This window comes from Bradyrhizobium uaiense, assembly GCF_010811875.1.
Lineage (GTDB): Bacteria > Pseudomonadota > Alphaproteobacteria > Rhizobiales > Xanthobacteraceae > Bradyrhizobium > Bradyrhizobium uaiense.
This window is the reverse complement of record NZ_VKHP01000041.1, coordinates 14,378-39,794: the sequence shown is the minus strand read 5'-3', so window position 1 is coordinate 39,794 and position 25,417 is coordinate 14,378. Positions and strand designations below refer to the sequence as shown.

The following is a 25,417-nucleotide window of genomic DNA, read 5'->3' as shown; positions in this document are numbered from 1 at the left end:
CGCTGGAATGTACGCTTGATCCTCTGCCTCCGCCCGGGCTATGGTCCGGCAGGTCGTATCCGAGCGGGTCGACCTCAAGCAATTGAGATCGCGGGCGTAGTTCAATGGTAGAACGGCAGCTTCCCAAGCTGCATACGAGGGTTCGATTCCCTTCGCCCGCTCCAGTCTCTGGGCGCAGTATTTTACGGGCAATCGCAGGAGACCTGACGTGAAGTTGCTGGGAGCGCTGTTGCTTGCGCTGAGCGTGCTTTGGATGACAAGGCCGGCATCTGCACAGACCTACGATCCGCGCTACCCGGTCTGCATGCACGTTTACGGTGCGTTGATCGGCGAGCGGATGGACTGCGTCTTCACGTCTCTGGATGCGTGCCGGGCCGGCGCTAACGGGCTGCCGGCGACCTGTCTGGTCAACCCCTACTACGCGCCAAGGTCGGCGCGCCGTTACAGGCTTGAACGATAACTTTTGCGCTCGCGATCGCGAGCGCCCAGTTGAGATCAATGCATGGAATGGTGGTACTTCGCACTCCTTGCGATCGTTCTGGTCGGATGCGTATTTGTCATACGCGCCCGTCGCGGCAGCAATTCGCAAGAGGATGAGGAACTGAACCGGCGGCTCGATGAGCGCGTCGATCGCCTCCGCGACGATCTCGCTCGCCGTGATCGCGATCAGGATTCCTGACTCGGGCACATCGTCGGACCGGCTTCCCGCGATTGGTCCGGGATATTACGGCGATCTGTTCACGCAACGTGCGCGCCTAACGAACTGTACTCAACCTGTTCTTCTCACAACGCGCAGTTATGTTTCCGTAGTTCTCCGCGTTTGAGAACGGAGTTCCGCCGGAACGATCTCGCGGGTTCCGGCATTGGCCCTGTAGAACCGGCCAGCCTCCGGTAGAGAACGGTCGGTTCAAGCCCGCGGCTGGTCGTCCGCTTTCAACCACCCCCTGGAAAGACGGCCGCCGCGGGTGCTGACCGCGCAACTCACCGCCATCCCATGGCGGGTGCGACGTGTGTCAAAATGCTCTCGATCACATGCGCGTTGTAGGCGACGCCGAGCTGATTGGGGACGGTCAGGAGCAGGGTGTCGGCCTCCGCGATCGCCTCGTCCGTTTTCAGCTGCTCGATCAGCTTCTCCGGGTCGGCGGCGTAGCCGCGGCCGAAGATCGCGCGCGTTCGCTCGTCGATGAAGCCGATCTGGTCCTCCTCCTGCCCGTTGCCGAAATAGGCGCGATCGCGATCGTCGACCAGTGCGAAGATGCTGCGGCTCACCGAGACCCGCGGCTCGCGGGTGTGACCCGCTTCCTTCCAGGCAGCACGGTAGGCGCGGATCTGCGCGGCCTGCTGGACATGGAAGGCTTCGCCGGTCTCGTCGCTCTTCAGCGTCGAGCTTTGCAGGTTCATCCCGAGCTTCGCCGCCCAGACCGCGGTGGCGTTGGAGCCGGCGCCCCACCAGATTCGTTCGCGCAGACCTTCCGAGAGCGGCTCGAGCCGCAGCAGCCCGGGCGGATTGGGAAACATCGGCCGCGGATTCGGCTGCGCAAAACCTTGTCCGCGCAGCATATCGAGGAAGATCTCGGCATGACGGCGGCCCATGTCGGCGTCGGTCTCGCCTTCGCCGGGCTGATAGCCGAAATAGCGCCAGCCATCGATCACCTGCTCGGGCGAGCCACGGCTGATGCCGAGTTGCAGGCGCCCCCTCGCGATCAGGTCGGCGGCGCCGGCGTCCTCGATCATGTACATCGGATTTTCGTAGCGCATATCGATCACGGCGGTGCCGATCTCGATCCGGCTGGTCTTGGCGCCGACCGCCGCCAGCAGCGGGAAGGGCGAGGCGAGCTGGCGTGCGAAATGATGGACGCGAAAATACGCGCCATCCGCGCCCAGCTCTTCGGCGGCGACCGCGAGGTCGATCGATTGCAGGAGCACATCTGCGGCCGAGCGGGCCTGGGATTGCGGCGAGGGCGTCCAGTGCCCGAACGAGAGGAATCCGATTTTCTTCATGACGGCTATGTAGGCATGTCCAGTGCGAATTGCGAACCGTGGCTCGACCCCACGGTGGCGGAAAGTGTTTACCAGCCGCGGTGATTTTCTGCAGCAAATGTTGCGGGTTTCGCCGATCGCGCCACTGCGTGCGTGCCGCATGCGCGCAGGTCTTGCCGCCTGCGTCGCGGTGTGACTTGCGATCCCCCGGCGCGCCGCCTAGCTTTCCGCCACGATTTCTCCAGCCAACACGCTCCCGCAGGTCCCGATGTCGCAGCCGCTTCTGTTTCAGCCGATCACGCTTCGCGGCGTGACCTCCCGAAACCGCATCCTGATTTCACCGATGTGCCAGTATTCGGCGACAGACGGCCTCGCCAATGATTGGCACCTTGTTCATCTCGGCAAATTTGCCCAGGGCGGCGCCGGGCTCGTGATGGTCGAGGCCGCGGCGGTTGCCGCCGAGGGCCGCATCACCCATGGCGATGTCGGCATCTGGAACGACGAGCAGATCGCGCCGCTCGAGCGTATCGCCGCCTTCCTGAAGGACAACGGAGCCGTGCCCGCGATCCAGCTCGCGCATGCCGGCCGCAAGGCCAGCATGCAGCGACCCTGGTACGGCAATGCCGCACTCGACGAGGCCGACCACGCCCGCGGCGATCTGCCGTGGCGGACGGTGGCGCCGAGCGCGATCCCGATGGAGGAAGGCTGGCTGATGCCGCACGCGCTCGAGGTCGATGAGCTCGCAGCGTTGCGCGAGCAATGGCGGCGCGCCACGCTGCGCGCGGTGGAGGCCGGCTTCGAGTTCGTCGAGGTGCACTGCGCGCATGGCTATCTGCTGCACGAATTCCTCTCGCCATTGTCGAACCGGCGCAACGACGCCTATGGCGGCGATCGCGCCGGGCGGATGCGCTATCCGCTCGAGATCATCGAGACCGTGCGCGCCGCCTGGCCCGCCGAGCGGCCGCTGTCGGTGCGGATCTCGTCGGTCGATGGTGTCGACGGCGGCCTGACGCTCGAGGACCAGATCGCGTTTGCCAGGGCAGCCAAGGCGCGGGGAGCCGATCTGATCGATTGCTCGTCGGGCGGCCTGCTCGGCTCGGCGACCGCGGCGCGGATCCCCCGCGGCTACAGCTTCCAGGTGCGTTATGCGGATGAAATCCGCCGTGCCGCCGAGGTCGCCACCATCGCGGTCGGCCTGATCCTGCATCCGCAGCAGGCGGAGGATGTTCTGGCCAACGGCCAGGCCGACCTGGTCGCGATCGGCCGCGAGGCGTTGTTCGATCCGAACTGGCCGCTGCATGCCGAGCTTGCGCTTGGCGGCGGAAGCGGCGAAGTGTTCGCGTCCTGGCCGAAGCAGTATGGCTGGTGGCTGGAGCGGCGCGAGCCGGGCCTGCGCAAGCTCGAAGGCCCGCCGCTGCCGTTCCGCAGCGTTTAACGAGAACAGCTGACAAGAAACCTGGGAGGTCGTCATATGGCAACAATCGCAAAGCGTCCCTATCGCGGCGTCTTCCCGGTCGCACCGACCATCTTCGATGCCAGCGGCAATCTCGACCTCGATGGGCAGCGGCGCTGCGTCGATTTCATGATCGATGCCGGCTCGCAAGGCATCTGCACCCTCGCCAATTTCTCCGAGCAGTTCGTGCTGGCCGATGCCGAGCGCGAAAGTGTGATGCATGCCGTGCTCGAGCACGTCGCGGGCCGCATCCCCGTGATCGTCACCACGACGCATTTCTCCTCGGCGGTGTGTGCCGCGCGCAGCCGCGAGGCGGAGGCGGCCGGCGCCGCGATGGTGATGATCATGCCGCCCTATCACGGTGCGACCTTCCGCGTCGGCGAGCCGGCGATCTATGAGTTCTATCGCGTGGTCTCCGACGCGATTCGTATCCCGATCATGATCCAGGACGCGCCGGTCGCCGGCACGCCGCTGTCGGTCGATTTCCTGGCGCGGATGGCGAAGGAGCTTGCCAATGTCAGGTATTTCAAGATCGAGGTGCCGATGGCCGCCAACAAGCTGCGCGGCCTGATCGAGAAGGGCGGCAGCGTGATCGAGGGGCCGTGGGACGGCGAGGAGGCGATCACGCTGATGGCCGATCTCGATGCCGGCGCCACCGGGGCGATGACCGGCGGCGGCTATCCCGACGGCATTCGCCAGATCATGGATCCGTTCCTCGCCGGCCGCCGCGACGAGGCCGTGCAGGCCTATGCGCGCTGGCTGCCGCTGATCAATTACGAGAACCGGCAATGCGGGCTCAGCGCCTGCAAGGTGCTGATGCGCGAGGGCGGCGTCATCAAGTCGGACGCAGTGCGCCACCCGTTGCAGCCGCTGCATCCGGCGACGCGCGCAGGCCTGATCGAGATCGCGCGCACGCTCGATCCGGTGGTGCTGCGCTGGGGACGCTGAGCTCTCCACCCGGCTGCCGCATTCACATAACCGTCAACAACGGCATCTACCGTTCCCGACCGGTATCGGGAGCGACCAAGAATGTCCTGTTCGTCTCCGGCCTGAACATCGACGTGTCGCCGCGCGAGGGCTTCCGGTTTCCGTTCACCAAATTCGTGCCGTGGGCCGCCTACGCCCGCCTGCGCGACGGCCGCTCGTTCCTGCTGGAGCAGGAGCAATTGGCCGAGACCCTGCGCCGGACGCCGGGCGAGAATCCGGATTGCCTGTCGTTCGACACCACGATCGAGCAGATGACCGCGGCGCCGGAAATCCGCATTCCGATCGGCTGATGCAGATGACGACGCTTCCTGCCCTGCGTACGCAAGCTCCTCCCGAACCGCGTCTTCAGCGCCAGCAATTCGTGGACCGCGAGCGCGGCTTGACCCGCCGCCACTTCATCCTCGCCTGCCTCGGCATGGCGGCAGGCCAGATCGTGCGCCTGCTCGACAAGCTCCAGCAGTTGCCACTGCTGCGGATTCGCTTTCCCTGATTCAGGGCGAACGCGTTACAGCATGATCCGGAAAAGTGTGCAGCGGTTTTCCGATAAGATCATGCTCAAATCAAAGAGCTAAAGCGGGATGACGATTCGCAGAAACGTTATCCCGCTTTAGAGCCAGCGCGAGGCGGAGAAGATCACGAGGCCGACGAGCCCTCCGACGACGGTTCCGTTGATCCGGATGAACTGCAGGTCGCGTCCGACCTGCAGTTCGATCCGCATGATCAGCGTTTCGGTGTCCCAGTTCTCGACCACCTTGCGGATGAAGGCCGCGATCTCCTGTCGCCGCGATGCGACGGCGCGCAGTGCCGCAACGCGAAGCCAGCGGTTGATGCGGTCGCGCATGTCGGCATCGTCACGGACCCGCGCGGCGACCGAGATCAGGCCGGTTTCGATCGTGTCCGCGATTGCGGCCGTGGTCGCCGCGGAGTTCAGCCGCGTTTCGATGGCTTGCCACATCGCGTCGATCTGCCGGATTACCGCGGGATTACCCAGCATGTTCTGCTTCAGCTGCTCGCCTTTGGCGAGGTATTCGGGATCGGTGGCGAGCCGATCGATCAGGCGCTCGATCTCGGCCTTGAGTTCGACCCGCCAGGGATGGTTCGGCTCGCGCATCTCGTCGAGGGTCTGGCTGATGCCCGAGATGACGCGGTCGGCGACGATGCCATCGACCCATTTCGGCACGAAGCGGTAGGAACGCTGCGAGACCTTCTTGCGGATGGTTTCCTTGTTGTTGGCAAGCGCTATGCTCCCGGATGCGATCAGGCGCTCGACGAGCGCCTGTGCGTCACCATGCGCCCACAACAGCGCCAGCACGCGCGACGCCAGCGGCGCTGCGGGAACGGCAGCGATCCCTTGCCGTGTCCGGCAGGTCAGGAAGGCGTTGAGGTCGGCGCTCGGCGTGGCCTGCAGCGCCTGATGGACCGCCGAGACCGTGCGCTGTGCCGCGCTGCGGGCGTGCGACGGCCGCTCGATCCATTGCGCCGCCCAGCCGGCGATGTCGACGTCGCGGATGCGATCGCCGACCACGCGGGGCGACAGGAAGTTGTTGGCGATGAAGCGGCCCAGCGCGTCCGCGATGCGCTGCTTGCTCTGCGGCACGATCGCAGTGTGCGGAATCGGGATGCCGAGCGGATGTCGGAACAGCGCGACGACGGCGAACCAGTCGGCGCAGGCGCCGATCATGCCGGCCTCGGCGAAGGCGCGCGGATAGGCCAGCCACGGCCAGTGCGGCTGGGCCATCGAGGTCGCGAGAAAAACCAGCAGCATGAGCACGAGCAGCGCTGTGGCCAGCGCCCGCATGCGACGGAGGTCGCGCAGCCTGGTGTCCTCAGGCGGAAGCACGGCGCCGATGTCCAATTGCTGCTAAAAGCCTCATGCCGTCGCGACGCCGCGCCGCGGCGCGAGCCCGGCCGCGATCGCCGCATAATGTTGCCGAACACCGGCGCTGCCATGGACCCGCTCCAGCCGGCGCACGGTGAAGTGTCCCTTCGCGATCTTCTGGAAATGGTCCATGAAGATGACGTTGACGGTCGCGCCGAACGCCGCGCCGATGATCGGGACCGCGCCGGCCGCGGCCTTGTCCGAGACCACCAGCCCGAACCGGGAGACGATTTCGCTGACCAGGTTGGAGATCACGGGGGCGGAGGCATCGACCGCGCCGCGCTCCAGGATATAGGCGGCGGCGTCGCTGGTGTATTTGCTGATCAGGGCGCGGGCGGCGTAATAGCCGACGTCGATGCTGTCGTCCGTCCGCTTGGTGCCATAGGCGAACACTTCGAGACAGGCGAGCCTTGCCTCGATCCTGGAGAGATCTTCACCCTGGTGCCTTGCGATTTCGGCAATCGCGCGCAGCATCAATGTCGTCGTCAGGGGAAGTTCGACCGCCAGCGCACCGAAGCCGAACAGGCCGCTGACGCCTCCGGTTACGCCGGCGAGAAACGACGAAAAGGTGATCGCGGGTGTGGGGGGCGGCTTCTCGTCGAGCGTGTCGACGGCAACTTCCAGTCCCTTCATCACTGCCGTGCGCACCAGCCCGCTGAGCTGGCGGTTGGCGGCCTTCGGCAAGAGATTGAGGACGCGATTGACGGGGATGCCCGCATAGTCGGCGATCCTTGCCGCGAGGTTGGAGCCCTCCAGCGTCTTGACTGCGGCTTGTAGCGCGGCGTGATCGCCGGGAGGGAGAACAACGAGCTGGGTGACATCCTGGCTCATTGATACCTAAGAATTGGCCGTATGCCGTTGAAGCTCGCCAGGATCGCCGAGCCGTTGCTAATCAGCGCTGTGACCTCGGGCGTGATCAGGCCGCCGGGCAAAGCGAGGCCGAGCGCCAGCGTGTTGAGCGCGGCGACGATGGCATAGTTCTGCTTGATCAGGCTGACGGCGCCTTGCGAGATCTCGACCGCCTTGACGAGCTTCCAGAGCGAATCCTCCATCAGGATGACGTCGGCGGATTCGTGGGTGACCTCGGCGCCATGCTTCATGGCGATGCCGACATCGGCGAAGCTGAGCGCCGGGGAATCGTTGATGCCGTCGCCGACCATCGCGACCCTGCGCCCCTGGCGCTGCAGCTCCTGGATGACACCGGCCTTGTCGGCCGGCAGCATGTCGGCGAAGTGCTCGGTCAACCCCAGATTCTCGCAGACGGCGCGCGCCACGACTGCGTTGTCGCCGGTCAGCATGATGCTGTTCTTGACGCCCAGCGCATGCAGCCGCTGGATCACCGAACGGCTCTCCTCGCGAATCTCGTCTGAATAGGGCACGAGGCCCGGGAGCTTGCCGTCCACCGCGATATAGAGGCTCGAATAGCCGCGCTCGTCGAGTGCCGCGCGATCGAGCACCGAGGCGTCGACCGCGATCTCGCTCTGGCGCATGAAGCGCTGGTTGCCGACATGGACGTAGTAGCCGTTGACCTGGCCCTCGACACCGAGGCCGAGGCGGTAGGTGGTCTCGTTGCACGGCGGAATGTTCACCGCGAGCTGCCGGGCCCGCGTGCGCAACGCTTCGGCGACCGGATGTTGCAGCTTGGTCTCGGCGGCTGCGGCGAGCCCGAGCAGATGGTTCGGCGTGATTTGCCTCTGATAGGAGATCACGTCGATGACGGCTGGCGTGCCGTGGGTGAGGGTGCCGGTCTTGTCGAACACCATGGTGTCGATCCCGGCGAGCTTCTCCATGTGGCCGCCGCTCTTGATGATCATGCCGGTGCGGGCGGCCAGGGTCATCGAGGACAACACCGAGGTTGGCGCCGCGACCCGGATGCCGGTGCCGTAGTCGACGATGACGAGCGACAGGAAGCGGTTGAAGTCGCCCGAAACCATCGCGGTGCCGGTGGCAAGCGCCAGCGTCGGCGTCACCAGCCGATCGGCGAAGCGTTCGGCATGGTTCTGCATGCGGGTGTCGCCGATCGGCGCGGATTCGATCAGCCGCACGATCTGGCCCGCGGTGGTCGCGGTCCCGACGCGCAGCGCACGCAGCGTGATCTGGCCTTCGCGGATCACGGTGGCAGCAAAGGCGGCTTCGCCCTTGCCGCGATGCACCGGCAGGCCTTCGCCCGTGATGGTCTTCTGGTCGATGGTGGCGGAGCCGTCGATGATCTCGCCGTCGACCGGGATCATCTCGCCGGGATACACCACGACGATGTCGCCGTTCTGCAGTTCGGCTGCGGGGATCGACACCACCTCGCCGTCGCGCAGCAGCCAGGCCGTCTTCGACTGGAATTCGAGCAGCTCGTTGATCGCCCGCCGCGAGCCCGCGGCGGTCAGGTCGCGGATCCAGTCGCCGAGCTTGATCAGCCAGGTGACGATGCAGCCGGCCAGCGGGTTACCCTGGACCACCGACGCGCTGATCGCGAGCGTATCGAGCACATCGATGTTCAGCCGGCTCTCGTTCGCCCAGACCTTCCAAGCGCGCTTGGCGATCGGGATCGCGTTCCAGAGCATCAGCGGCATGTTGATCGCCGCGATCACCGGATTGGCGCTGAACGCCATGAACAGCGACAGCGTCGGCAGCGCCAAAGGCGAGCGCCTGGAGACCTCAGGTACGCTGGCGCGTGGCGGACCCGCATCCTGCACGGCGCTTGCGCAGAGCGCCTTGAGGTCGGCCAGGCTCATGCACTTGAAGCTGTTGAGCAGCATGAGCAGCCGTTGCTCGTGGGCCGGATCGTATTCCAGCACGAGGCTCGCGCAGTCGTAATTGATCCGCGCGGTCCTGATGCCGTCCTGCGCCCTCAGCCACCGGAGGCAGCTCTCACCGAGCTTGTGATTTTGCCCGAGCGCGGGAATGCTGAGACGAATGCGCCCTGGCATGGAGTGGCAGAAGCGGAAGTCCATGAATTTGCACTCTCGCCCCCGGCGGGTCAGGCCTTCGCGCCTTCCGGCTCCGCGTCTTCCGCGTCGCGCATGTTGGCCTGAATCATGTGGTTGAGTGCAAAGATCGCCAGCGTGACCCAAACCGGCGTCGCCGCATTGGCGCCGACCTCGAAGATGGTGAAGCCGGCAATGCCCGCGGCGAGCAGGATCTTCAGATCGACCACGTTTCCGGTGGCGACCTTGATCCCGTTGTCGAAGTCCTTGAAGAAGTCGACGACGACCCTGGCCGTATGCGAATGCTCGGCGAGGTACTCGGCTTCCTGCCCGATCTTGGTCGCCAGCGCGTCAATTTCATTGGCCGGTGGCTTGAAGTGGCCGCCGGTGTGATGCTCCAGCCGGCCGTGAAATTCGTTGTGCCGGTCGGTGTCGTAGTGCAGCACGATGCTCCCCGTCGCCGGGTTGACGATGACCTGCTCGATGCCGGGAATGACGCTGAAGGTCTGCTTGATCTGTTCGAGAAGCTCGGGGTTTTCCTTGGCCGACGGCACCTTCATGCGAATCCGGCCCGGAACCTGATGCGCAATCTGCAGCTTCATCTTGGTCATCGTAGTCCTCTAACAGCATTCGAACGCCGGCGCGGGACGTGCATGATGCCGTCGTCAAACACGATTGCCTGCAGCGCCGGTCTCACCATCGCACGGACGGTCGCCGGCACGTGTCGTCGCCTCGTATCCTGAGCGTTTGACGCCCAGCTCAGGCCGCGGAGTGGGTCCGGCCCTCTGTCGCCGCCGCCTTTTCCCGCGCCTGGCCTTCGGCCTTCACTTCCGCGACGATGTCGTTCACCTGCTCATGCGCTTCGGCAAACATCTCGCGCGACTTCTGCGCAAACTTGTAGGTGCCGCGAACCGTGGATTTGAAGAGCGGGTTGAGCGCACCGGCCAGCTTCGGCAGATATTTCGGCGCCGCGACTGCGGCAACGCCGAGTGCAAGTCCCGGCAGCAGGGCAGCTTCGAACACGGCAGCGCCCACAGCCACCACCGCGACAACCGCAACCGTCTTGTTGATGCCGCCGCCTTCCTCGGAATCCTGTTCGGGGGCGTCATGGTGGAAGGCGGTATCGTGGCTGCTACCATTGGTATTCGGGTTCATCTGAAATCCCTTATGACCGCTCAACTGACTGCAGTTTCATCAATAACGGCGGATTGAAATGGATTCATGACAGTGTGATAACAGCCGTCCGACCGGTTGCGGCGGCACGGTGACGCAGCGCGGCAGGACGCGGATTTGCCGATCGCGGCCGCGCCCGCACCGGCGGTGGAACCCGCCGGAATTCATGTTTCGATGTGTCTGTATTGCTGTGCTTGCACAGATCCGGCGCGAGCCGGACCCTGCGCTTTCCAGGACTCGGCGGCGCTTGCCTAGCGGTCCCACGTCACCGGCAAGTCCAGCAGGCCGCGGAACGCCCAGCCGCCGACCCGGGCCGGCTGGCCCTCGATCAGGCGCAGATTCGTCAGCCGGTTGAAGATCGCGGGCAGTGCGACGTCGGCGACCATGGCGCGTGAGGCCCAGGCGCCGGCGCAGAAATGCGGACCGGCGCCGAACGCGATGCTCTTGCTGGCGTCGCGGCGGACGTCGAACCTGTCGGGCTCGCTGAAATGCTTCTCGTCGCGGTTCGCCGAGCCGAACATCAGGAACACGCGTTCATTGGGTTCGAACGCGATGTCCCGGATCGTCCACGGCTTTGCGATCCGCCGCGGCGACATCCCGATCGGCGAGATCCAGCGCGCATATTCCTCGAACACCTGCAACCATGGGACCGTGCCGCCGGTCGCCAGCGCGAGCTGGTCGGGATGGGTCAAGAGCGCCCATACCGTGCCGGCGATCGCGTCGCGCGGCTCGTTCTGGCCACCCGAGATCGCAAGCTTGATGTTGGCGCGCACGCTCTCCATCGGCATGTCGGTTTGCAGCAGCACGCCGAGCAGGCTGAGGTCGGGCGTCTTGCGCAGCCTGGGCACCATGTCGTCGATCGCAGCGTCGATGCCCGAGGTTGCGGCATGGCAGCGCGCCTCGATCGCGGGATCGCCGACGTAGTTGGCGATGCCGTCGATCATGCCCTGGGACCAGGCGTTCATGTCCTGGAAGCGCATGTTGGTGAGGCCGGTGATCGATTTCAGGCATTCGGCCGAGAACGGCAGCGCGAAGGCCTGCACGAAATCGACCACCCCATCCGGCTTCAACTCGTCGAGGATGCGGGTTGCGTGTCCGGCGAATTGCGCGGTCCAGTGCGATCTGACGGTCTTCGGCGAGATCGCCGGGAAGATCGCCTTGCGCTCGTTCATGTGCGCATCGCCGTCCTTGCGCATCATGTTGTGGCCCATCAATTTGTTCATCAGCCCTTCGGGCTGGTGCGATGAGAACACGTCGATCTGCTTTTCGGAGACGAAGATATCGTCGCGGTTGCACAGCAGCGTGCTGCCCAGCTGCGGCACGAAGGCGATCGGCGCCTCCTTGCGCATGCGTGCGAGCGTCGGATAGGGGTCCTGCCAGAAGGCAGGGACGTCGATGTCGAAATGGGGTGCGGTGCTCACGGCGCGATCTCGGGGTGGCCTCGGGTTTCGGACCAAGCATAGGCGCCCAGGTGTCGCCGGTCTGTCCCTATCGTTTGGGACAGAGAGGCCCACCGCTCAAGGCACCCTCAATTCAGCCGGCGTCCCGACGCCATCAGCCGCAGCGCGATCGCGAACAGCTCGTTCTGCGAGGAGATGCCGAGCTTGTCATAGGCCCGCTTGCGATAGGTGAGGGCGGAATGCAGCCCGATGCCGAGATCGGCCGCGATCGCTTCCGAGCTGAGGCCCGAGAGGATGCGCAGGCAGACTTCCTGCTCGCGCCCGGTCAGTCTTGCCAGCGGCTCAGTGGTCGCAAACAGGGTCTTCAGCCGTTCGATCGGGTCAACGTCCGCAGCCGTATCGTGCCGGAAGTGCCGCGCCACGGCCGCCGTCAACGCCGGCGCGACCGCGGCGAGCCGCGCGATCTGCTCGCGGCTGAAGCGGCCCTGCTCGGTGATCTGGTAGAAATTGACGTAGAAGCAGGTGTCGCCGGTCCAGATCGCGGAGGCGAATTTGTCGACGATGTCGGAATCGTCGAAGAAGATCTTACGGTAGCCGTCGCTGTACATGCGGCGGGCAAAGGTCGGCAGCACGATCGGCACGGCCTGCGCCTGCCCTTCGAACACCGCATCGCGGTTCGGGTCGGCCTGATGGAAATGTTCGGAATAGGCGATGCCGAGATCGCGCCCGGTCGGAATGTTGCCGACGTCGAGCAGGCACGCGGCGGATCGCGGGCCCGTGAACGAGAACACCATGCAGTGCCCGACACCGGCGACGCGGCGCAGCGTGCCGATCAGCGCCTGCGGAAAGCCGTCGCGGCCGATCGCCAGCAGCGCCGGCGTGATGTCGCTGATAACAGAGCTTTTGAAGGCGAAATCTGCCTTCATGGCGTCCTCCCTGTGTTTCGGGAAGACTATCAGCGACGTGGCGGGCGTGGAAGCGGCGACGTCCGCGGCCATTGAGGTGGGAGCGGCTCTATCCCCTCGTCATTCCGGGGCTCGCGAAGCGAGAGCCCGGAATCCATCGGACCGCAAGCGCCGCGGTTGAATGGATTCCGGGCTCAGCCCTTCGGGCTGCCCCGGAATGACGGAACTGGTTAAGCGCCCGGCACTTGGTCGAGGAAGCCGGTGATGCTCCTGATCCGGCCGTCCTTCAGCATGGCGAAGTCGGTGCCCTTGATCGGGCTGTCGACGCCGTCGGGCCCGAGGCCCCAGGAGAAGCGGACATGGTCGCCGAAGCCGTTCGGCTCGCCGATCAGCTTGAACGAGAAGTCCGGAAACTTCTGCTGCACGCCCGCGATCAGCGCGTCGACCCCCTCGTGGCCGTCGCCGCTCATCATCGGATCGATATAGCGTGCGTCGGCAGTCCAGTTCTCGCTCAGCATCTCGCGGCGCCGGCTCGGCGTCCGCTCGTTCCAGAGCTCGATATAACGGCGGGCGATGGTGGCGTGATCGGTCATGGTGCTCTCCTTCTGATCTGCCGGACTGTGCGGCTGTCCGGACTATCGAAGGTTTGCTTGCGCCGATCGATTACCTCTGACGTCATCGTGTGCGGAACGGTGCCGCCGGCTACGGCCTGATATAGGCCTCCGGGTCGCCGCGCGCGTGCGCCTCCATCGCGTCGAGGAAGCAGCGCACCTTGGCCGGGACGAATTGACGCGCGGGCAGCAGCGCGTGCACGTTGAGCGGCTCGCAGGCATGGTCCGGCAACAGCCGCCGCAACTCGCCGGCCGCGACCGCGGCGCGGGTGTAGCTCGCGGTGACCCGCAGCACGCCGTGGCCGGCGAGCGCCGCCTGCAAACGGACATGGGCATTCGAGCTGGTGAGGCGGGCGCGATCCACCGCAAGGTGCTCGACCGCGCCGCCGGGCGCGGTGATCGCCCATGGCGGATCGCTGGGGCCGGTCAGCAGCGGCAGCTGTCTCAACTCGTCCAGCGTGCGCGGCTCGCCGAATTTCTCCAGCAGCGCCGGTGCCGCGAACAGGCCGCGCTCGAGGGTGAAGACGCGGCGGATCACGATGCCGGCCGACGGCAGCGGCGCCTCCAGCATCGCGAATACGATGTCGTAGTTCTCGGCGATCGGGTTGACGATGTCGTGCTCGACATCGATCCGGATCGCGAGCTCCGGATAGCGGCCCATCACCGCGCAGGCGACCGGCCCCGCGTGATGCGCGCCGAATTCGTACGGCGCCTTGATGCGCAGGGTGCCCGCGACCGCGCTCGACATCGCCAGCGCCTCGCTATGGGTGTCGTGCAGTGCCGCGAACAGCGGGCGCACCTTGCGGTAGATGGTCTCGCCGGAATCGGTCAGCCGAAGGTGCCGCGTGGTCCGTTCGATCAGCCGCAGCCCGAGATTGGCCTCGAGGCGTTGCACCGCAGCACTGAGGCTCGATTTGGGATGTCCGAGCACGCGCGCGGCCGCAGTGAAGCCGCCATGCTCGACAACCTCGCAAAACAGCTCCCAGTCGCGCCACTCCATGGCCGATTGTCCATCCACCGGTACAGTGTGTCCAGCCAAATCGGATTATCCCGATGGCCGGGATCACCTAACCTGATTGCAAGCAACATTGCATCGGGAGGGTGACATGGCAGTTCACTTGGCTGACGACGACGGAATTTTCCTGCGCAACGCCTGGTATGTGGCGGCGCTGAACCACGAGCTGATCGACGGCAAGAAGCTGGCGCGCACCATTCTGGAGCGGCCGATCGTGATCTATCGCGGCGCCAGCGGAAAGGTGGTCGCGCTCGACGATCGCTGCTGCCATCGCGCCGCACCGCTCTCGATGGGGCGCGTCGAGGGCGACGACATCCGCTGCATGTATCACGGCATGAAGTTCGCGGCCGACGGCAAGTGCATCCAGATTCCCGGTCAGGACGCGATCCCCGCCAAGCTCGGCGTGCGCAGCTATCCCGTGGTCGAACGCTACAACATGATCTTCATCTGGACCGGCGATCCCGAAAAGGCCGACCCGAAGCTGATCCTCGACTATCCGCCGCTCGAAGATCCCAAATGGCGGGGCCTGCCGGGCTACATGCACTACAAGGCCAACTGGCTCCTGATCGTCGACAACCTCAGCGACTTCGCGCATCTCGCCTTCGTGCACACCAACACGCTCGGCGGTTCCGAGGAATACGCCTACAAGACCAAGCCGGTCGCGATCGAGAAGCTGGACGACGGTTTCCGCGTCGAGCGCTGGCACATGGGCGCCGATGCGCCGCCCTACCACAAGAAGGTGATCCCGAACAAAGCCGATATGGTCGATCGCCGCAATGTCGGCCGCATGATCGTGCCGGGCATCTTCACGCTCGATACGATGTTTGCGCCGGCCGGGCAGGGCGCGGAGAAGGGCGTTCAGGTTCCGGGCACCCGGCAATACCGCAATGCGCAGTTCATGACGCCGGAGACGCGCTCGTCGACGCACTTCTTCTGGAACTATTTGCACGATTTCGACACCGGCAATCCGAACATTTCGCTGTCGCTGCGGCATTCCCTCGAGGAAGCCTTCAACGAGGACAAGGACTTCATCGAGGCGCAGCAGAAGGTGCTCGATGCCGATCCGGATTATCAGCTGCTTGCGATCGGCGCCGATGCGCCGCTGACCTATTTCCGCTGGCTGTTCGCGCGCCGGCTCGAGGCGGAGAAGGGCACGGCACGCGCCGCCTAGTCCGCTCAAACGACGGCTGTGGCTGCTTGACAGCAAGCCGCGCCGGGATCGCGAGATCGTGACGTCCCGGCGTGGCTGCCGTCCAAGCGGGTTTGGCGTAAACTGATCCAGGCTGAATTTGTCGGTTCTTGATCAGGGTCAAGGTTTTGACCCGCGTTGGCCAAACTATCCCGCTAGCGATCAATCGGTGTACGAGCTTGCCCGACAAGACGGATCCATCGGATCGAAGTGCGAGCACCTGGGCGCAGGACGCCTGGTTATGGCCGTTTGAAGCCGCGCGATTGGCGCTGGACATCTACTCGCAGTGGTACCCCAATCGTGCGCCCGAGCCGACAGATTCGTCGGGCGAAGTGGCGGCGCTGCCCTGGACGACGGGTCATTCGGTCGCGCTTCAACTGCCGTCGATGTGCCTGCTGGATTTCTCAAGAGCTCCCGAAGGCCCTCCGCTGCTGGTCTGCGCGCCCTATGCGCTGCATCGCGCGCAGATTGCGGATATCGCCCCCGGCCACAGCCTGATGGAGGCGTTGCAGAAGGCCGGCGTTGCGCGTCTCTATCTCACGGATTGGCGCTCGGCGGCACCCGAGATGCGATATTTCTCGATCGACACCTTTCTGTCCGATCTCAACGTGGCCGTCGACACGATCGGGCCGCCGGTCGACCTTGCCGGTCTCTGTCAGGGCGGCTGGCTGTCGTTGCTCTATGCGGCGCGCTTTCCCGACAAGGTGCGGCGGCTGGTGCTTGCGGGCAGTCCGGTCGACGTGTCGGTGCCGTCGGAGCTTTCCAGGATGGTCGCCTCGCTCCCGCAGCAAGGCTTCGAGGCAATGGTGCGGCAGGGAGAAGGGATAGTCAGCGGCAAGCACATGCTGCAGCTCTGGAGCATTCCGTTCAGCCTGCTTGACGTGGAGGCGGCGCTGCAGGGGCCCCTCGACGGCAAGTCGGAGGATGCGCGGGTCCTGCTCGACCGCTTCACGTGCTGGAACAGCGAGACGCTTGATTTGCCGGGCACCTACTATCTCGAAGTGACCGACTGGATCTTTCGCCAGAACCGGATTGCGGCTGGAGACTTTGTCGCGCTTGGCAGCAAGGTTGATCTTGCTGCGGTGAAGCTGCCCGTCTTCCTGCTCGCGGCGGAGAACGACATCGTCGTTCCGGCCGATCAGGCATTTGCGACGTTGCGGCTGTTGGGCACGCGGCCCGCGTGGCTGCAATGCGACACCGAGCCGTGTAGTCATCTCGGCCTGTTCATGGGCTGCAGGGCTCTGGCCGGTCCGTGGCGCCGGATTGCCCGCTGGCTGCAGTCCGATCTCGGTGAGACCGCGAGCGAGCGATCGCGGATCAGCGCGTGAGTGAAAAATGAAAATGCCCCGAATTGCAATTTTGCAATCCGGGGCATCCGATATCCTTGCGATGACCTGCGTCGTGCTTACTTCGCCGCGACGACCATGATCTCGACATTGTACTGCGGCGCCGCGAGCTTGGCCTCGACGGTGGCGCGGGCCGGGGTGTTACCCTCCGAGACCCAGGCGTCCCACGCCGCGTTCATTTCGGGGAACGTCTTCATATCGGTGATGTAGATGGTCGCGCTGAGCAGCTTCGACTTGTCGGTGCCGGCCTTGGCGAGGTGGCCGTCGATGATCGACAGGATGTCCTTGGTCTGGTCGGTGACGCTGCCGCCCGCGGCCTTGCCGGCGACGACGCCGGCGAGATAGACGGTGTTGCCGTGCACGACGGCCTGGCTCATGCGCGGGCCGGTTTCGAAACGCTGAATGCTCATTTGGGTCTCCACTTGAATGGCGGGCACTGTCTAGCGTGCCAGACCGGTCCGCGCCACTGCGCATTTTGCAACGCGGCTGAAGGAAATCGCTTAAGTTGCACCGAAATCGCGGCGACCACGAACACAGTGTCGTCCCGGACAAGCGAAGCGCGATCCGGGACCCATAACCACGGAAATCAGCCGTGAAGCACATTGTGGCCCCAGCGCACTCAACGATTTGGAGCGGTGGTTATGGGTCCCTGCTTTCGCAGGGACGACAGCGGAGATTGCCTCGACGCAATCACAATTTTCAGGAATTCGATCCGGCATTCGCCCAGCGCGCGAACAGCGCGATCCGCTCAGTCGGCCAGGCGCCGTCACACGGCATGGTGCCGGCCTCGAGCCGCGCCAGAATCTGCCGGCCATGCCTGGCAACATCCTCCTCCTTCCAGAGGTCGAAGGCGAACAGCATCGAGTTGCGGTCCATCGGCCGGAACAGCGGTCGAATGTGCCGTTCGAACTGCACGGCCTCGTCAGGGCTGGGCAGCGCCACGCTGACCTCGTTCGCGGCTTGCGCATTGCCTGCGCCGGCGGACGGCCGCGCAGCCGGCGTCGCGTTGCAGACCCACCACCAGCGCGGCACCGGCATGTTCGGCGGCGGCTTCGCGTCAGGGCCGGAATTCTCCACCGCGATCCGCGAGCCCCATTCGATATAGGCGACGAAGGCGGCGCGGAATTCCGGATCGGATGGCAGCCCGGCATCGTCGGTGCTCTGCACCATATAGGTGGCCCACAGCGCGCGTTGCCCCGGCCGGATCTCCTTGCCGATATGCTGCGACACCATCCGCCGATAGCCGCCATAGCGTTCGGTGTAGAATCTCGGGCCGCCGAACACTTCGCTGAGCCAGGCCGCCACCCGTTCCGGATGGTCCGGCGACATCTCGGCGAACAGCGGGCCGAGCAGCGGATCTTCCGGCACGTAGCGGCTGTAGAAGATGCGCGTCATGTCGAGCAGCGCCGGATAACCGCCGGCCCATTCGAACAGCGTCGGCTCGCGCAAGGGATCGGTGACCGGGTCGCGAAAGCCGACGTTGCAGTGCATGCCGCTGCAGAACGGCTTGTTCAGCGACGAGCCGCAGCGGCACAGGCTGACGTGCTCCTGCGACGCGCCGGCGTTCTGTGCGATCGGCGCGCCATCCTCGTCGACCAGCACCACATCGCCGGTGACGCGATAGGGCCCGTCCTTCGACACTTCGATCTGCGGCGGCCGGCTGACGTCGGACAAGTCGGTATTGCGCTCGGGGCCAATGCCGATGCCGAGCGCGCCGGATGGACATCTGCGCACCGCGTTGACGAGGTCGTCGAGACGTGCGCCGCTCGGCGCGACGAACGGCTCCTCGCCGAGATGGAACACGGAGTTGAGCCGATCGGTGCAGAAGCCGGAATGTGCGCAGGTGCCGCGATTGTCGAACACATAGGCCTGTTGCCCTGCATAGACGTCCAGCTTGTCCGGCACGCGCCGCGAATCCTTGCCGTCGGCAAAGCCGCGCGCAACATGGCTGTCGTCGCAGAACGGCTTTGTCTGCGATTGTCCGCAGCGGCACAGCCGCACCGGCGCCTCGGCCGCGATCGGTACGCCCAGATGATCGACGATCGCAATGCCGGGCTCGGGTTCGTAAGGCCCATTGCGTCTGACGACAATGCGCTTGCGCTGATGTTGCTTGTCGCTCGCACCTCGGACGGAATTGTCGTCTGTCATGCCGTGCAGTGATCCCTGAACTCGCCCAACCCGTGCGAAGCGTGCTTAGATGGATCGACGGCGGCGCTCAACGAACCAGATGGAAAGTGCCGCGGGAGAGTTGCGATGATCCGCAAGACCAAGCGCAAATATGGTTGCCCGGTCGAGTTCTCGATCGATCAGCTCAGCGGCAAATGGAAGACCGTGATCCTGAGCCGGCTGAAGGTGCGGCCGATGCGCTACGGCGAATTGCGTCACGACATTCCGCAGCTCAGCGACAAGGTGTTGACCGAGCGCCTGCGCGATCTCTGCAATTCGGGTTTCGTCAAGCAGGAACGCGGCGGCGGCTCCTCGCGCTACTGCCTGACGAAGCGCGGCGAGATGCTGAAGCCGATGCTGCAGGCGCTCTACGATTGGGGCGAGGCCAATGCCGATACGTTCGGTGTCCGCTTTCTCAGCGCGGAGGCGGATTAAGGCTTGGAGCTTATCACCTGCTCTTTCGCCGGGCGGGCCCCAGGCCGCAGCCGCTCGCGAATGGCCTGGAACATCACGTAAAGTGGCGGGATCGCGAAGATGCCGATGAACGAGGCCAGGATCATGCCGCCGAACACCGGCGTTCCGACGCCGCGCCGGGCTAGTTCCGAGGCACCCGACGCTATGACTAGCGGTAGAAGCCCGAGGATGAAAGCGAATGACGTCATCATCACCGGGCGGAAGCGCAGGCGTGCACCTTCGGCTGCGGCTTCGAGCAGGGGCACTCCCTGTTCCCGCTTCTCCTTGGCAAATTCCACGATCAAGATGCCGTTCTTTGCCGCAAGCCCGATGAGCACGACCGTGCCGATCTGGCCGTACAGATCAAGCGTCAGCCCCGTCAGTACGATGGCGCCGAATGATCCGAGAATTCCGACCGCGACCGAGAGCAGGACGGGCACCGGAATGGTCCAGCTTTCATAAAGCGCCACTAGGAAGAGATAAGCGAACAGAAGTGCGAAGCCGAGAATGATGCCCGTCTTGCCTTCGGCGCGTTTCTCCTGGAAGGCGGTGTCAGTCCATTCTCCCGCATAACCCGCAGGCAATGTCTTTGCAGCGACTTCCTGCATCGCGTTCAGCGCTTGTCCCGAAGAAACACCCGCAGCCGGGCTGCCCTGTACCGTGACCGCCCTGCGGTTGTTGTAGCGGATCAACGCCGGCGGCCCGACAACGACCTTGACCTCCGCCAGGCTGCGCAGCGGGATCATGTTGCCGTCCTTGTCCCTCACATTGATCCGGAAAATATCCTCCACCCTGGCTCGGTCCGATGCGTCGGCCTGGACCTGCACCTGCCATGTTCGGCCGAACAGGTTCATGTTGTTGACGAAGTAACCGCCCAACGAAGCCTGCAGTGCCTGGAATACATCGCTCAGCTTGAGGCCGAGGATCTGGACCTTGTCCCGGTCTATATCGAGATAGACGGATGGATTCGTGGCGGAAAAGGTTGTGAACACGTTGTTGAGCTTCGTATCCTGGTTCGCAGCGACCGTAAGGCCGCGCACGACCTGTGCCATATCCTTTGGATCACCACCTCGGAGATCCCGCAGCACATAGGTGAAGCCGCCGCCGCTACCGAGACCAAGAATCGGCGGGGGCAGGATGGGCACGATCGAACCGCCTTGCACGCTTCGGAACTTCGGGACCAGACGCGCGATCATTTGGCGTACGCCAAGCGACTTATCCTTGCGTTGCTCGAACGGCTTGAGGGTAACGACGATGAATGCCGAGTTCGGCTGCGAATAGCTATCGATAAAGTTCAGGCCGATTACGGATGTGATGTCTTCGACCGCCGGGTCCTCGCGTAGAATTGCCTCTGCGCCGTGGACGATTTCCGCCGTCCTTGCGACCGAAGCCCCACCCGGCAATTGAACGACCACGAACAGACCGCCCTGATCGTCTTCCGGCAAGAAGCCCGTTGGCGTGATCCTTTCCAGCGCAAGTATACCTGCGCCGGAAATCGCGACCATCACAATCCCGATCACGGATATGCGCACCAGGCGCGCGACCGCCGCACCATAGGCGTCGCGCACGTAGTCGATGGACCGCATAACGTATCCAATGGGGCCGCGGCGTGGACCGTGGTGTGGACGCAGCAGCACCCCGCATAGCGCCGGAGAGAGCGTGAGCGCGTTGATCGCCGACAAGAACATCGAGACGGCAACGGCGACGGCAAATTGCCGGAACAGCTCACCGGAGATTCCGGGAATGAATGCGACTGGAACGAAAACCGACAGCAGCACCAGCGTGATCGCGATAATTGGAGCCGTTATTTCGCTCATCGCCTGCTTGGTCGCGTCCGCGGGCGAAAGCTCCGGATGCTCTTCCATCACCCGCTCGACATTTTCGACCACGACGATAGCATCATCGACGACGATGCCGATCGAGAGCACAATTGCGAGCAGGGACACGGTATTGGCGGAATAGCCGACCGCAAGCATCACGATGAAGGTTCCGATCAAGCTGACCGGAACGGCCAAGGTCGGAATGAGAGTAGCGCGAAAGCTGCCAAGAAAAAGGTAAACGACGATCACGACGAGAACGAAGGCTTCGATGAGCGTCTTTACTACCTCATGGATCGTATCCTTGACGAAAGTCGTCGGATCGTAAGTGACGGTCCATGTCAGATCTTCCGGAAAGTCTTTTTGAAGCTCTGTAAGCTGCGCCTTCACGGCATCGAGCGTCTTGATTGCATTCGCCCCTGGAGACTGGTAGATCGCGATGGCTGCAGCCGGCACTCCGTTGAAGCGTGTCTCACGATCCATATTTGCAGCGCCAAGCTCTATCCTTGCGACATCTCCTAGTCTCAGGATCGAGCCATCGTCGTTGGTGCGAATCACGATCTTCTCGAATTCATCAGGTGTCGTGAGCCGACCTTTGGTCTGGATATTGAGCTGAAGCCGCTGATCATTTGAGATCGGTCGCGCACCGATCCGCCCCACGGCCGCCTGAATGTTCTGTTGCTGGATCGCGTTGATGATATCGCCCGTCGTCAGGTTCAGCCCGGTCAAACGATCGGTGTCCACCCAGGCGCGCATGGCGTAGTCCTGTGGACCCCACAGCGAGGCGTCACCAACACCGGGCGTGCTCTTGATCTGATCGAGAAGATTGATGGTGACGTAGTTCGAGAGATAGAGCGCATCATGCGTGAGCTTCGGGGAGGACACGGCTACGACGCCAAGCAAGGCCGAAGATTTTTTCTTAACGACGATGCCCTGGCGTTGCGCTTCGGGCGGGAGGCTCGAAAGAGCGACCTGGACGCGGTTGTTGACGTTCACCGTGTTGATGTCGGGATCAGTTCCGAGTTCGAACGACACGACCAGCGAATAGCTGCCGTCGTCGCCACTGACACTCTTCATATAGATCATCTTGTCGACGCCCACGACCTGAGCCTCGATCGGCTGGGCGATCGTCGCGTCGACAACTGCGGAATTGGCGCCGGGATAGAACGTCGTGACGGAAACCTGCGGAGGAACGATATCCGGATATTGCGCGATGGGGATGGTAAAGAGGGCCAAAATTCCCGCGATCGTTGTCACGACGGCGATCACTATTGCCAGACGCGGACGATCGACGAAAACGGAGGACAGCATGATCAGCTCCGGTCGATTGTCTTCGGCAACGGTGCAGCCTGCACAGGCGCGCCAGCCCGAACAGCCTGAATGCCTTGCACAATGACTTGCTCGCCACCTTTCAGCCCCTGATCGACGACGACATCCGCACCGATCTCGGCTCCAATCTTGATACGCTTCACGACAGCCTTGCCGTCCTCGACCACGAAGACGTAAGTGCCCGCCTGATCGGCGATCAGCGCGGCTTGTGGGACCAGGACTTTCTCTTCGGGCTCACCGCTTTCGAGGATCACCTGCACGAGCTGACCATCGATCAGCACCCCATCCGGATTCGGAATGGTGGCGCGGGCAAGGATCGTGTCGGTCGACCGGCTGACCGAGACGCTCACGAAGTTGATTTCACCAATCTGTCCATAGGTCTTTCCGTCCGAGAAGCGGATCTTCACCTTGACCTTTCCGAACTTGGCGCTTCGCTCGCGGGCCTCGAGATAATCCCGCTGACTGACGGGGAAACTCACATACATCGGATCCTGGCTGACAATGGTCGTCAGGACGCCACTGTTGGGCCCGACAACGTTGCCCTTAGTGATGTTGGTCTTGTCGATCTTTCCCGCGATAGGCGAATTTATTTCGGTATAGCCGAGGTTGATCTTTGCGGTTTCAAGGTTCGCCTGGTCGCTCAGGATCTGCGCATCGGCCTGTTGATCCGCAGCAAGCGCCTGATCTCGCGCGACAGCGGTTCCGGTAGCCTTGTCGAGCAATTCCTGAGCTCTCTTGAACTGAATCTCTGTCAGCACCTTTGCGGCCTTGCTCCGATCAAGCGCGGCTTGGGCAGCCGTTACGGCGGCCTCGAAAAGTCCCCTTTCGATGCGGTAGAGGGGCGCTCCCTCCTTGACCAGGTCGCCTTCCTTGAACAGAACCTCTTCGAGATATCCGGTCACGCGTGCCCGGACCTCCACGCGCTGAACCGCCTCGATTCTCCCGACAAGCGTTCCGCTTCGCTCGATGGGCTTGCGCTCGGCTGCGACCGTGCCGACGGCGACCGCCGCAGGCGGGGCCTGCTGTGCAAGGGCGCACGTCCCAACGAAACTAAACACGACTAGGATTGAAAGGTACCGCGCAACTGCAAACGCGAAGGGATACATGGTCCAGCTCCGGGCGTTACATGTCGAGCAACCCCTTGTTAACGTGGCCCCTCTTTTTTTTAGCCACTTGATTTGGATCAAGGTGTGCTTGATATCCGCGCTCAGCTTCCGACATTCATTGCTATTTGCTCGGTCGAGCGTCACGTCAGGCGCTGCCATCCCCGCAAAGGGGAAACCGGTATCACAAGCGCAGGGGCCGCGGGCCGCGGTTCAGTGTGTTCGCCCGGCGATGTCCCAAGTGAGGCTTGGCCGGTCAAAACGCCCTTTGGGGAGGCGGCGCGGGGTGCCTCTTGGTGGTTTCATTATGCTCGAATCACGAGCATCAGTGGCGGCATGCTCATGATGTTCATGGTACGCAAGATCGAAGGCGGGCGCGTACAGTGCGGTGACAGCGTTTAACAGGCGCTCTCCGTTCGAAGGAGAGCCAATCGCAACGGGTCACTTGATCTACGTCAATACAACCCAGCCACTAGTCATCCATTTTTTCACAAGCGATCTAAAGACAATCGGCAAGTCCTGATCACTTGGGAGTAACGAGATGCGCAAGCTGTTGCTAGTTGCCATCGGGTGCATTCTCCCCACTCTAGCGTCCGCACAAGATTGGAAGCCGACCGTGGAAAAATGGCGAGCCTGTGCCGACGCCGCGGCGGAGCGATATTCAAAGAGCTCGGAAAGCGCTCCGGTAGTGGCGCGCTTAGCAGCGCTCGCATGTAATGATGAAAAAAGGAAGCTCTGAAGGCGGTCACACAGACCGACGGCGCCAATTTTGCAGATCAGTACATCGAGTCTGCTGAGCGCTACTACATCGATGTTCTTTCCGTCAGGGTCATGGAAATGCGCTTGCGTCCTTGATCGCCATGAAGGTTGTAATGCCAAACACCTCGAGGGGTGTCCTCCACATCCAAAATCTTCCCTGCACGTTCCCGATAGACCTCCAGCGGCGGCACATCCGCTCCGGATCAAAAGCGGTAAGGTTCTGGGCGCACCGACGCTTTTCGACCTGGAAAGCGTCGGTTGTAGAAGTCCGCAACGGCTTATGCGACAGCCTTCGGACGAGCGATGCTTGGAGGCGAGGGATACTTGCGCAATTTCGGAATATTGGAAGTGTGTCCCTGAGTTGCCCGTCGCTTGGTCGAACGCGGCCACCGCCGGCTACTTTGCATGGGGTTGTTTTCGATATTTTGGCAGCGCCCCCTGCGACGGTTCCATGACTTTCCTGCGGAACTAGTCTGGAGAGCGGATTTCGGCCGGAACCATCAGCGAGGAAAGCTCGTTGTCGCGGGATGTGTTGGGGGCAATCAACACAAGGAATGCTCATGCGCATCCGCATCTCTACGGCGTCCATCATCGTTGCGGCGCTCTCGCTTGGAACACCTGCCTGGGCGCAAGCGCCGGGAACGCAACCGAACACGCCGTCGCAGGCCGAGTCCGACCAACCCGCCACGATCAAGACCATACAGGTCGTGGACGTGAAGGAGCTGAAGCCCGAAGTCCGGTCAAGGGTCGAGGCTGTCATCGCAAAGGCAAGCGAAGAAGACCTGAAGAGCCTGCGGGGTTCCATCGACGCCTCCACGGAAGCGACATCCGCGCTCAAGGCGAAGGGACTGAGCTCGGCACAGGTTGTCGCTGTCAATCTCAGCAACGGCATCCTCACGCTCTTCACCAAGCTCGCGTGAGCGCCAAGGTCGCT

General features: G+C 63.6%; 23 protein-coding genes and 1 tRNA gene. 10 read left to right on the top strand and 14 right to left on the bottom strand.

The genetic code is table 11. The features are described from left to right. The first annotated feature begins 90 nt into the window (after positions 1-90). Together FNJ47_RS12965 and FNJ47_RS12960 are read left to right on the top strand one after the other, a co-directional pair. Positions 91-164, top strand: a tRNA-Gly gene (locus FNJ47_RS12965). A gap of 44 nt (positions 165-208) precedes the next feature. Then, on the top strand, positions 209-460 hold the full coding sequence (locus FNJ47_RS12960; RefSeq protein ID WP_163153557.1) for a DUF3551 domain-containing protein: 252 nt from the start codon (positions 209-211) through the stop codon (positions 458-460). A gap of 521 nt (positions 461-981) precedes the next feature. On the opposite strand, the gene FNJ47_RS12955 is transcribed toward FNJ47_RS12960, so the two are convergent. Next, positions 982-2,001, bottom strand: a complete 1,020-nt coding sequence (locus FNJ47_RS12955) for an LLM class flavin-dependent oxidoreductase (RefSeq protein ID WP_163153555.1) — start codon at positions 1,999-2,001, stop codon at positions 982-984. Positions 2,002-2,248: 247 nt separating this feature from the next. On the opposite strand from FNJ47_RS12955, the gene FNJ47_RS12950 reads away from it, so the two are divergent. The 4 genes from FNJ47_RS12950 (at position 2,249) to FNJ47_RS12935 (ending at position 4,910) form a co-directional block, all read left to right on the top strand. Further along, positions 2,249-3,415: an NADH:flavin oxidoreductase/NADH oxidase gene (locus tag FNJ47_RS12950; protein ID WP_163153553.1), complete on the top strand. Its 1,167-nt coding sequence runs from the start codon at positions 2,249-2,251 to the stop codon at positions 3,413-3,415. Positions 3,416-3,451: 36 nt separating this feature from the next. After that, a complete protein-coding gene (locus FNJ47_RS12945) occupies positions 3,452-4,381 on the top strand; it encodes a dihydrodipicolinate synthase family protein (RefSeq protein WP_163153551.1) in 930 nt (309 codons plus the stop codon). A 113-nt stretch (positions 4,382-4,494) separates the two neighbouring features. Further along, positions 4,495-4,710 carry a hypothetical protein gene (locus FNJ47_RS12940; RefSeq protein ID WP_163153549.1) on the top strand — a complete coding sequence of 72 codons (216 nt, stop codon included), beginning with the start codon at positions 4,495-4,497 and terminating at the stop codon, positions 4,708-4,710. Next, positions 4,710-4,910 carry a hypothetical protein gene (locus FNJ47_RS12935; protein WP_163153547.1) on the top strand — a complete coding sequence of 67 codons (201 nt, stop codon included), beginning with the start codon at positions 4,710-4,712 and terminating at the stop codon, positions 4,908-4,910. Before FNJ47_RS12940 ends, FNJ47_RS12935 begins: the two co-directional genes overlap by 1 nt. 117 nt (positions 4,911-5,027) lie before the next feature. Here the strand turns inward: FNJ47_RS12935 and FNJ47_RS12930 are convergent, their stop codons facing one another. From FNJ47_RS12930 to FNJ47_RS12890, 9 genes are all read right to left on the bottom strand, one after another. After that, positions 5,028-6,260: a DUF445 family protein gene (locus tag FNJ47_RS12930; protein ID WP_163153545.1), complete on the bottom strand. Its 1,233-nt coding sequence runs from the start codon at positions 6,258-6,260 to the stop codon at positions 5,028-5,030. Positions 6,261-6,290: 30 nt separating this feature from the next. Beyond that, complete coding sequence (locus FNJ47_RS12925) at positions 6,291-7,130, bottom strand: EcsC family protein (protein WP_163153544.1); 840 nt, start codon at positions 7,128-7,130, stop codon at positions 6,291-6,293. Next, a complete protein-coding gene (locus tag FNJ47_RS12920) occupies positions 7,127-9,244 on the bottom strand; it encodes a heavy metal translocating P-type ATPase (RefSeq protein ID WP_163153543.1) in 2,118 nt (705 codons plus the stop codon). The genes FNJ47_RS12925 and FNJ47_RS12920 overlap by 4 nt, the downstream gene beginning before the upstream one ends. A 26-nt stretch (positions 9,245-9,270) precedes the next feature. Beyond that, entirely contained in the window at positions 9,271-9,828 is a 558-nt protein-coding gene (locus tag FNJ47_RS12915) for an HMA2 domain-containing protein (RefSeq protein WP_163153542.1), read from the bottom strand. Between the two features lie 148 nt (positions 9,829-9,976). Continuing rightward, on the bottom strand, positions 9,977-10,372 hold the full coding sequence (locus FNJ47_RS12910) for a DUF5132 domain-containing protein (RefSeq protein WP_163153541.1): 396 nt from the start codon (positions 10,370-10,372) through the stop codon (positions 9,977-9,979). A 269-nt stretch (positions 10,373-10,641) separates the two neighbouring features. Next, positions 10,642-11,811, bottom strand: coding sequence for a cytochrome P450 (locus tag FNJ47_RS12905; RefSeq protein WP_163153540.1), 1,170 nt, complete (start codon positions 11,809-11,811; stop codon positions 10,642-10,644). A gap of 107 nt (positions 11,812-11,918) precedes the next feature. Continuing rightward, a complete protein-coding gene (locus FNJ47_RS12900; protein WP_163153539.1) occupies positions 11,919-12,716 on the bottom strand; it encodes a helix-turn-helix transcriptional regulator in 798 nt (265 codons plus the stop codon). Between the two features lie 209 nt (positions 12,717-12,925). Continuing rightward, positions 12,926-13,288, bottom strand: a complete 363-nt coding sequence (locus FNJ47_RS12895) for a nuclear transport factor 2 family protein (protein WP_163153537.1) — start codon at positions 13,286-13,288, stop codon at positions 12,926-12,928. A 109-nt stretch (positions 13,289-13,397) separates the two neighbouring features. Continuing rightward, positions 13,398-14,345, bottom strand: coding sequence for a LysR family transcriptional regulator (locus FNJ47_RS12890; RefSeq protein ID WP_235999853.1), 948 nt, complete (start codon positions 14,343-14,345; stop codon positions 13,398-13,400). Between the two features lie 67 nt (positions 14,346-14,412). Between FNJ47_RS12890 and FNJ47_RS12885 the strand changes: the two genes are divergently transcribed. Both FNJ47_RS12885 and FNJ47_RS12880 read left to right on the top strand, forming a co-directional pair. Further along, a complete protein-coding gene (locus FNJ47_RS12885; RefSeq protein ID WP_163153535.1) occupies positions 14,413-15,492 on the top strand; it encodes an aromatic ring-hydroxylating dioxygenase subunit alpha in 1,080 nt (359 codons plus the stop codon). 350 nt (positions 15,493-15,842) lie between these two features. After that, positions 15,843-16,838, top strand: coding sequence for an alpha/beta fold hydrolase (locus FNJ47_RS12880; protein WP_163153575.1), 996 nt, complete (start codon positions 15,843-15,845; stop codon positions 16,836-16,838). A 77-nt stretch (positions 16,839-16,915) separates the two neighbouring features. Here the strand turns inward: FNJ47_RS12880 and FNJ47_RS12875 are convergent, their stop codons facing one another. Next, on the bottom strand, positions 16,916-17,266 hold the full coding sequence (locus tag FNJ47_RS12875; protein WP_163153534.1) for a RidA family protein: 351 nt from the start codon (positions 17,264-17,266) through the stop codon (positions 16,916-16,918). A 289-nt stretch (positions 17,267-17,555) separates the two neighbouring features. Then, complete coding sequence (locus FNJ47_RS12870) at positions 17,556-19,004, bottom strand: CDGSH iron-sulfur domain-containing protein (RefSeq protein ID WP_163153532.1); 1,449 nt, start codon at positions 19,002-19,004, stop codon at positions 17,556-17,558. A 105-nt stretch (positions 19,005-19,109) separates the two neighbouring features. Between FNJ47_RS12870 and FNJ47_RS12865 the strand changes: the two genes are divergently transcribed. Next, positions 19,110-19,457, top strand: coding sequence for a winged helix-turn-helix transcriptional regulator (locus tag FNJ47_RS12865; protein ID WP_163153530.1), 348 nt, complete (start codon positions 19,110-19,112; stop codon positions 19,455-19,457). On the opposite strand, the gene FNJ47_RS12860 is transcribed toward FNJ47_RS12865, so the two are convergent. Next, complete coding sequence (locus tag FNJ47_RS12860; protein ID WP_163153528.1) at positions 19,454-22,603, bottom strand: efflux RND transporter permease subunit; 3,150 nt, start codon at positions 22,601-22,603, stop codon at positions 19,454-19,456. The genes FNJ47_RS12865 and FNJ47_RS12860 overlap by 4 nt on opposite strands. A 2-nt stretch (positions 22,604-22,605) precedes the next feature. Beyond that, positions 22,606-23,727, bottom strand: a complete 1,122-nt coding sequence (locus tag FNJ47_RS12855; protein WP_163153526.1) for an efflux RND transporter periplasmic adaptor subunit — start codon at positions 23,725-23,727, stop codon at positions 22,606-22,608. Positions 23,728-25,043: 1,316 nt separating this feature from the next. On the opposite strand from FNJ47_RS12855, the gene FNJ47_RS12850 reads away from it, so the two are divergent. Further along, positions 25,044-25,403, top strand: a complete 360-nt coding sequence (locus FNJ47_RS12850) for a hypothetical protein (protein WP_163153524.1) — start codon at positions 25,044-25,046, stop codon at positions 25,401-25,403. The last annotated feature ends 14 nt before the right edge of the window (positions 25,404-25,417 follow it).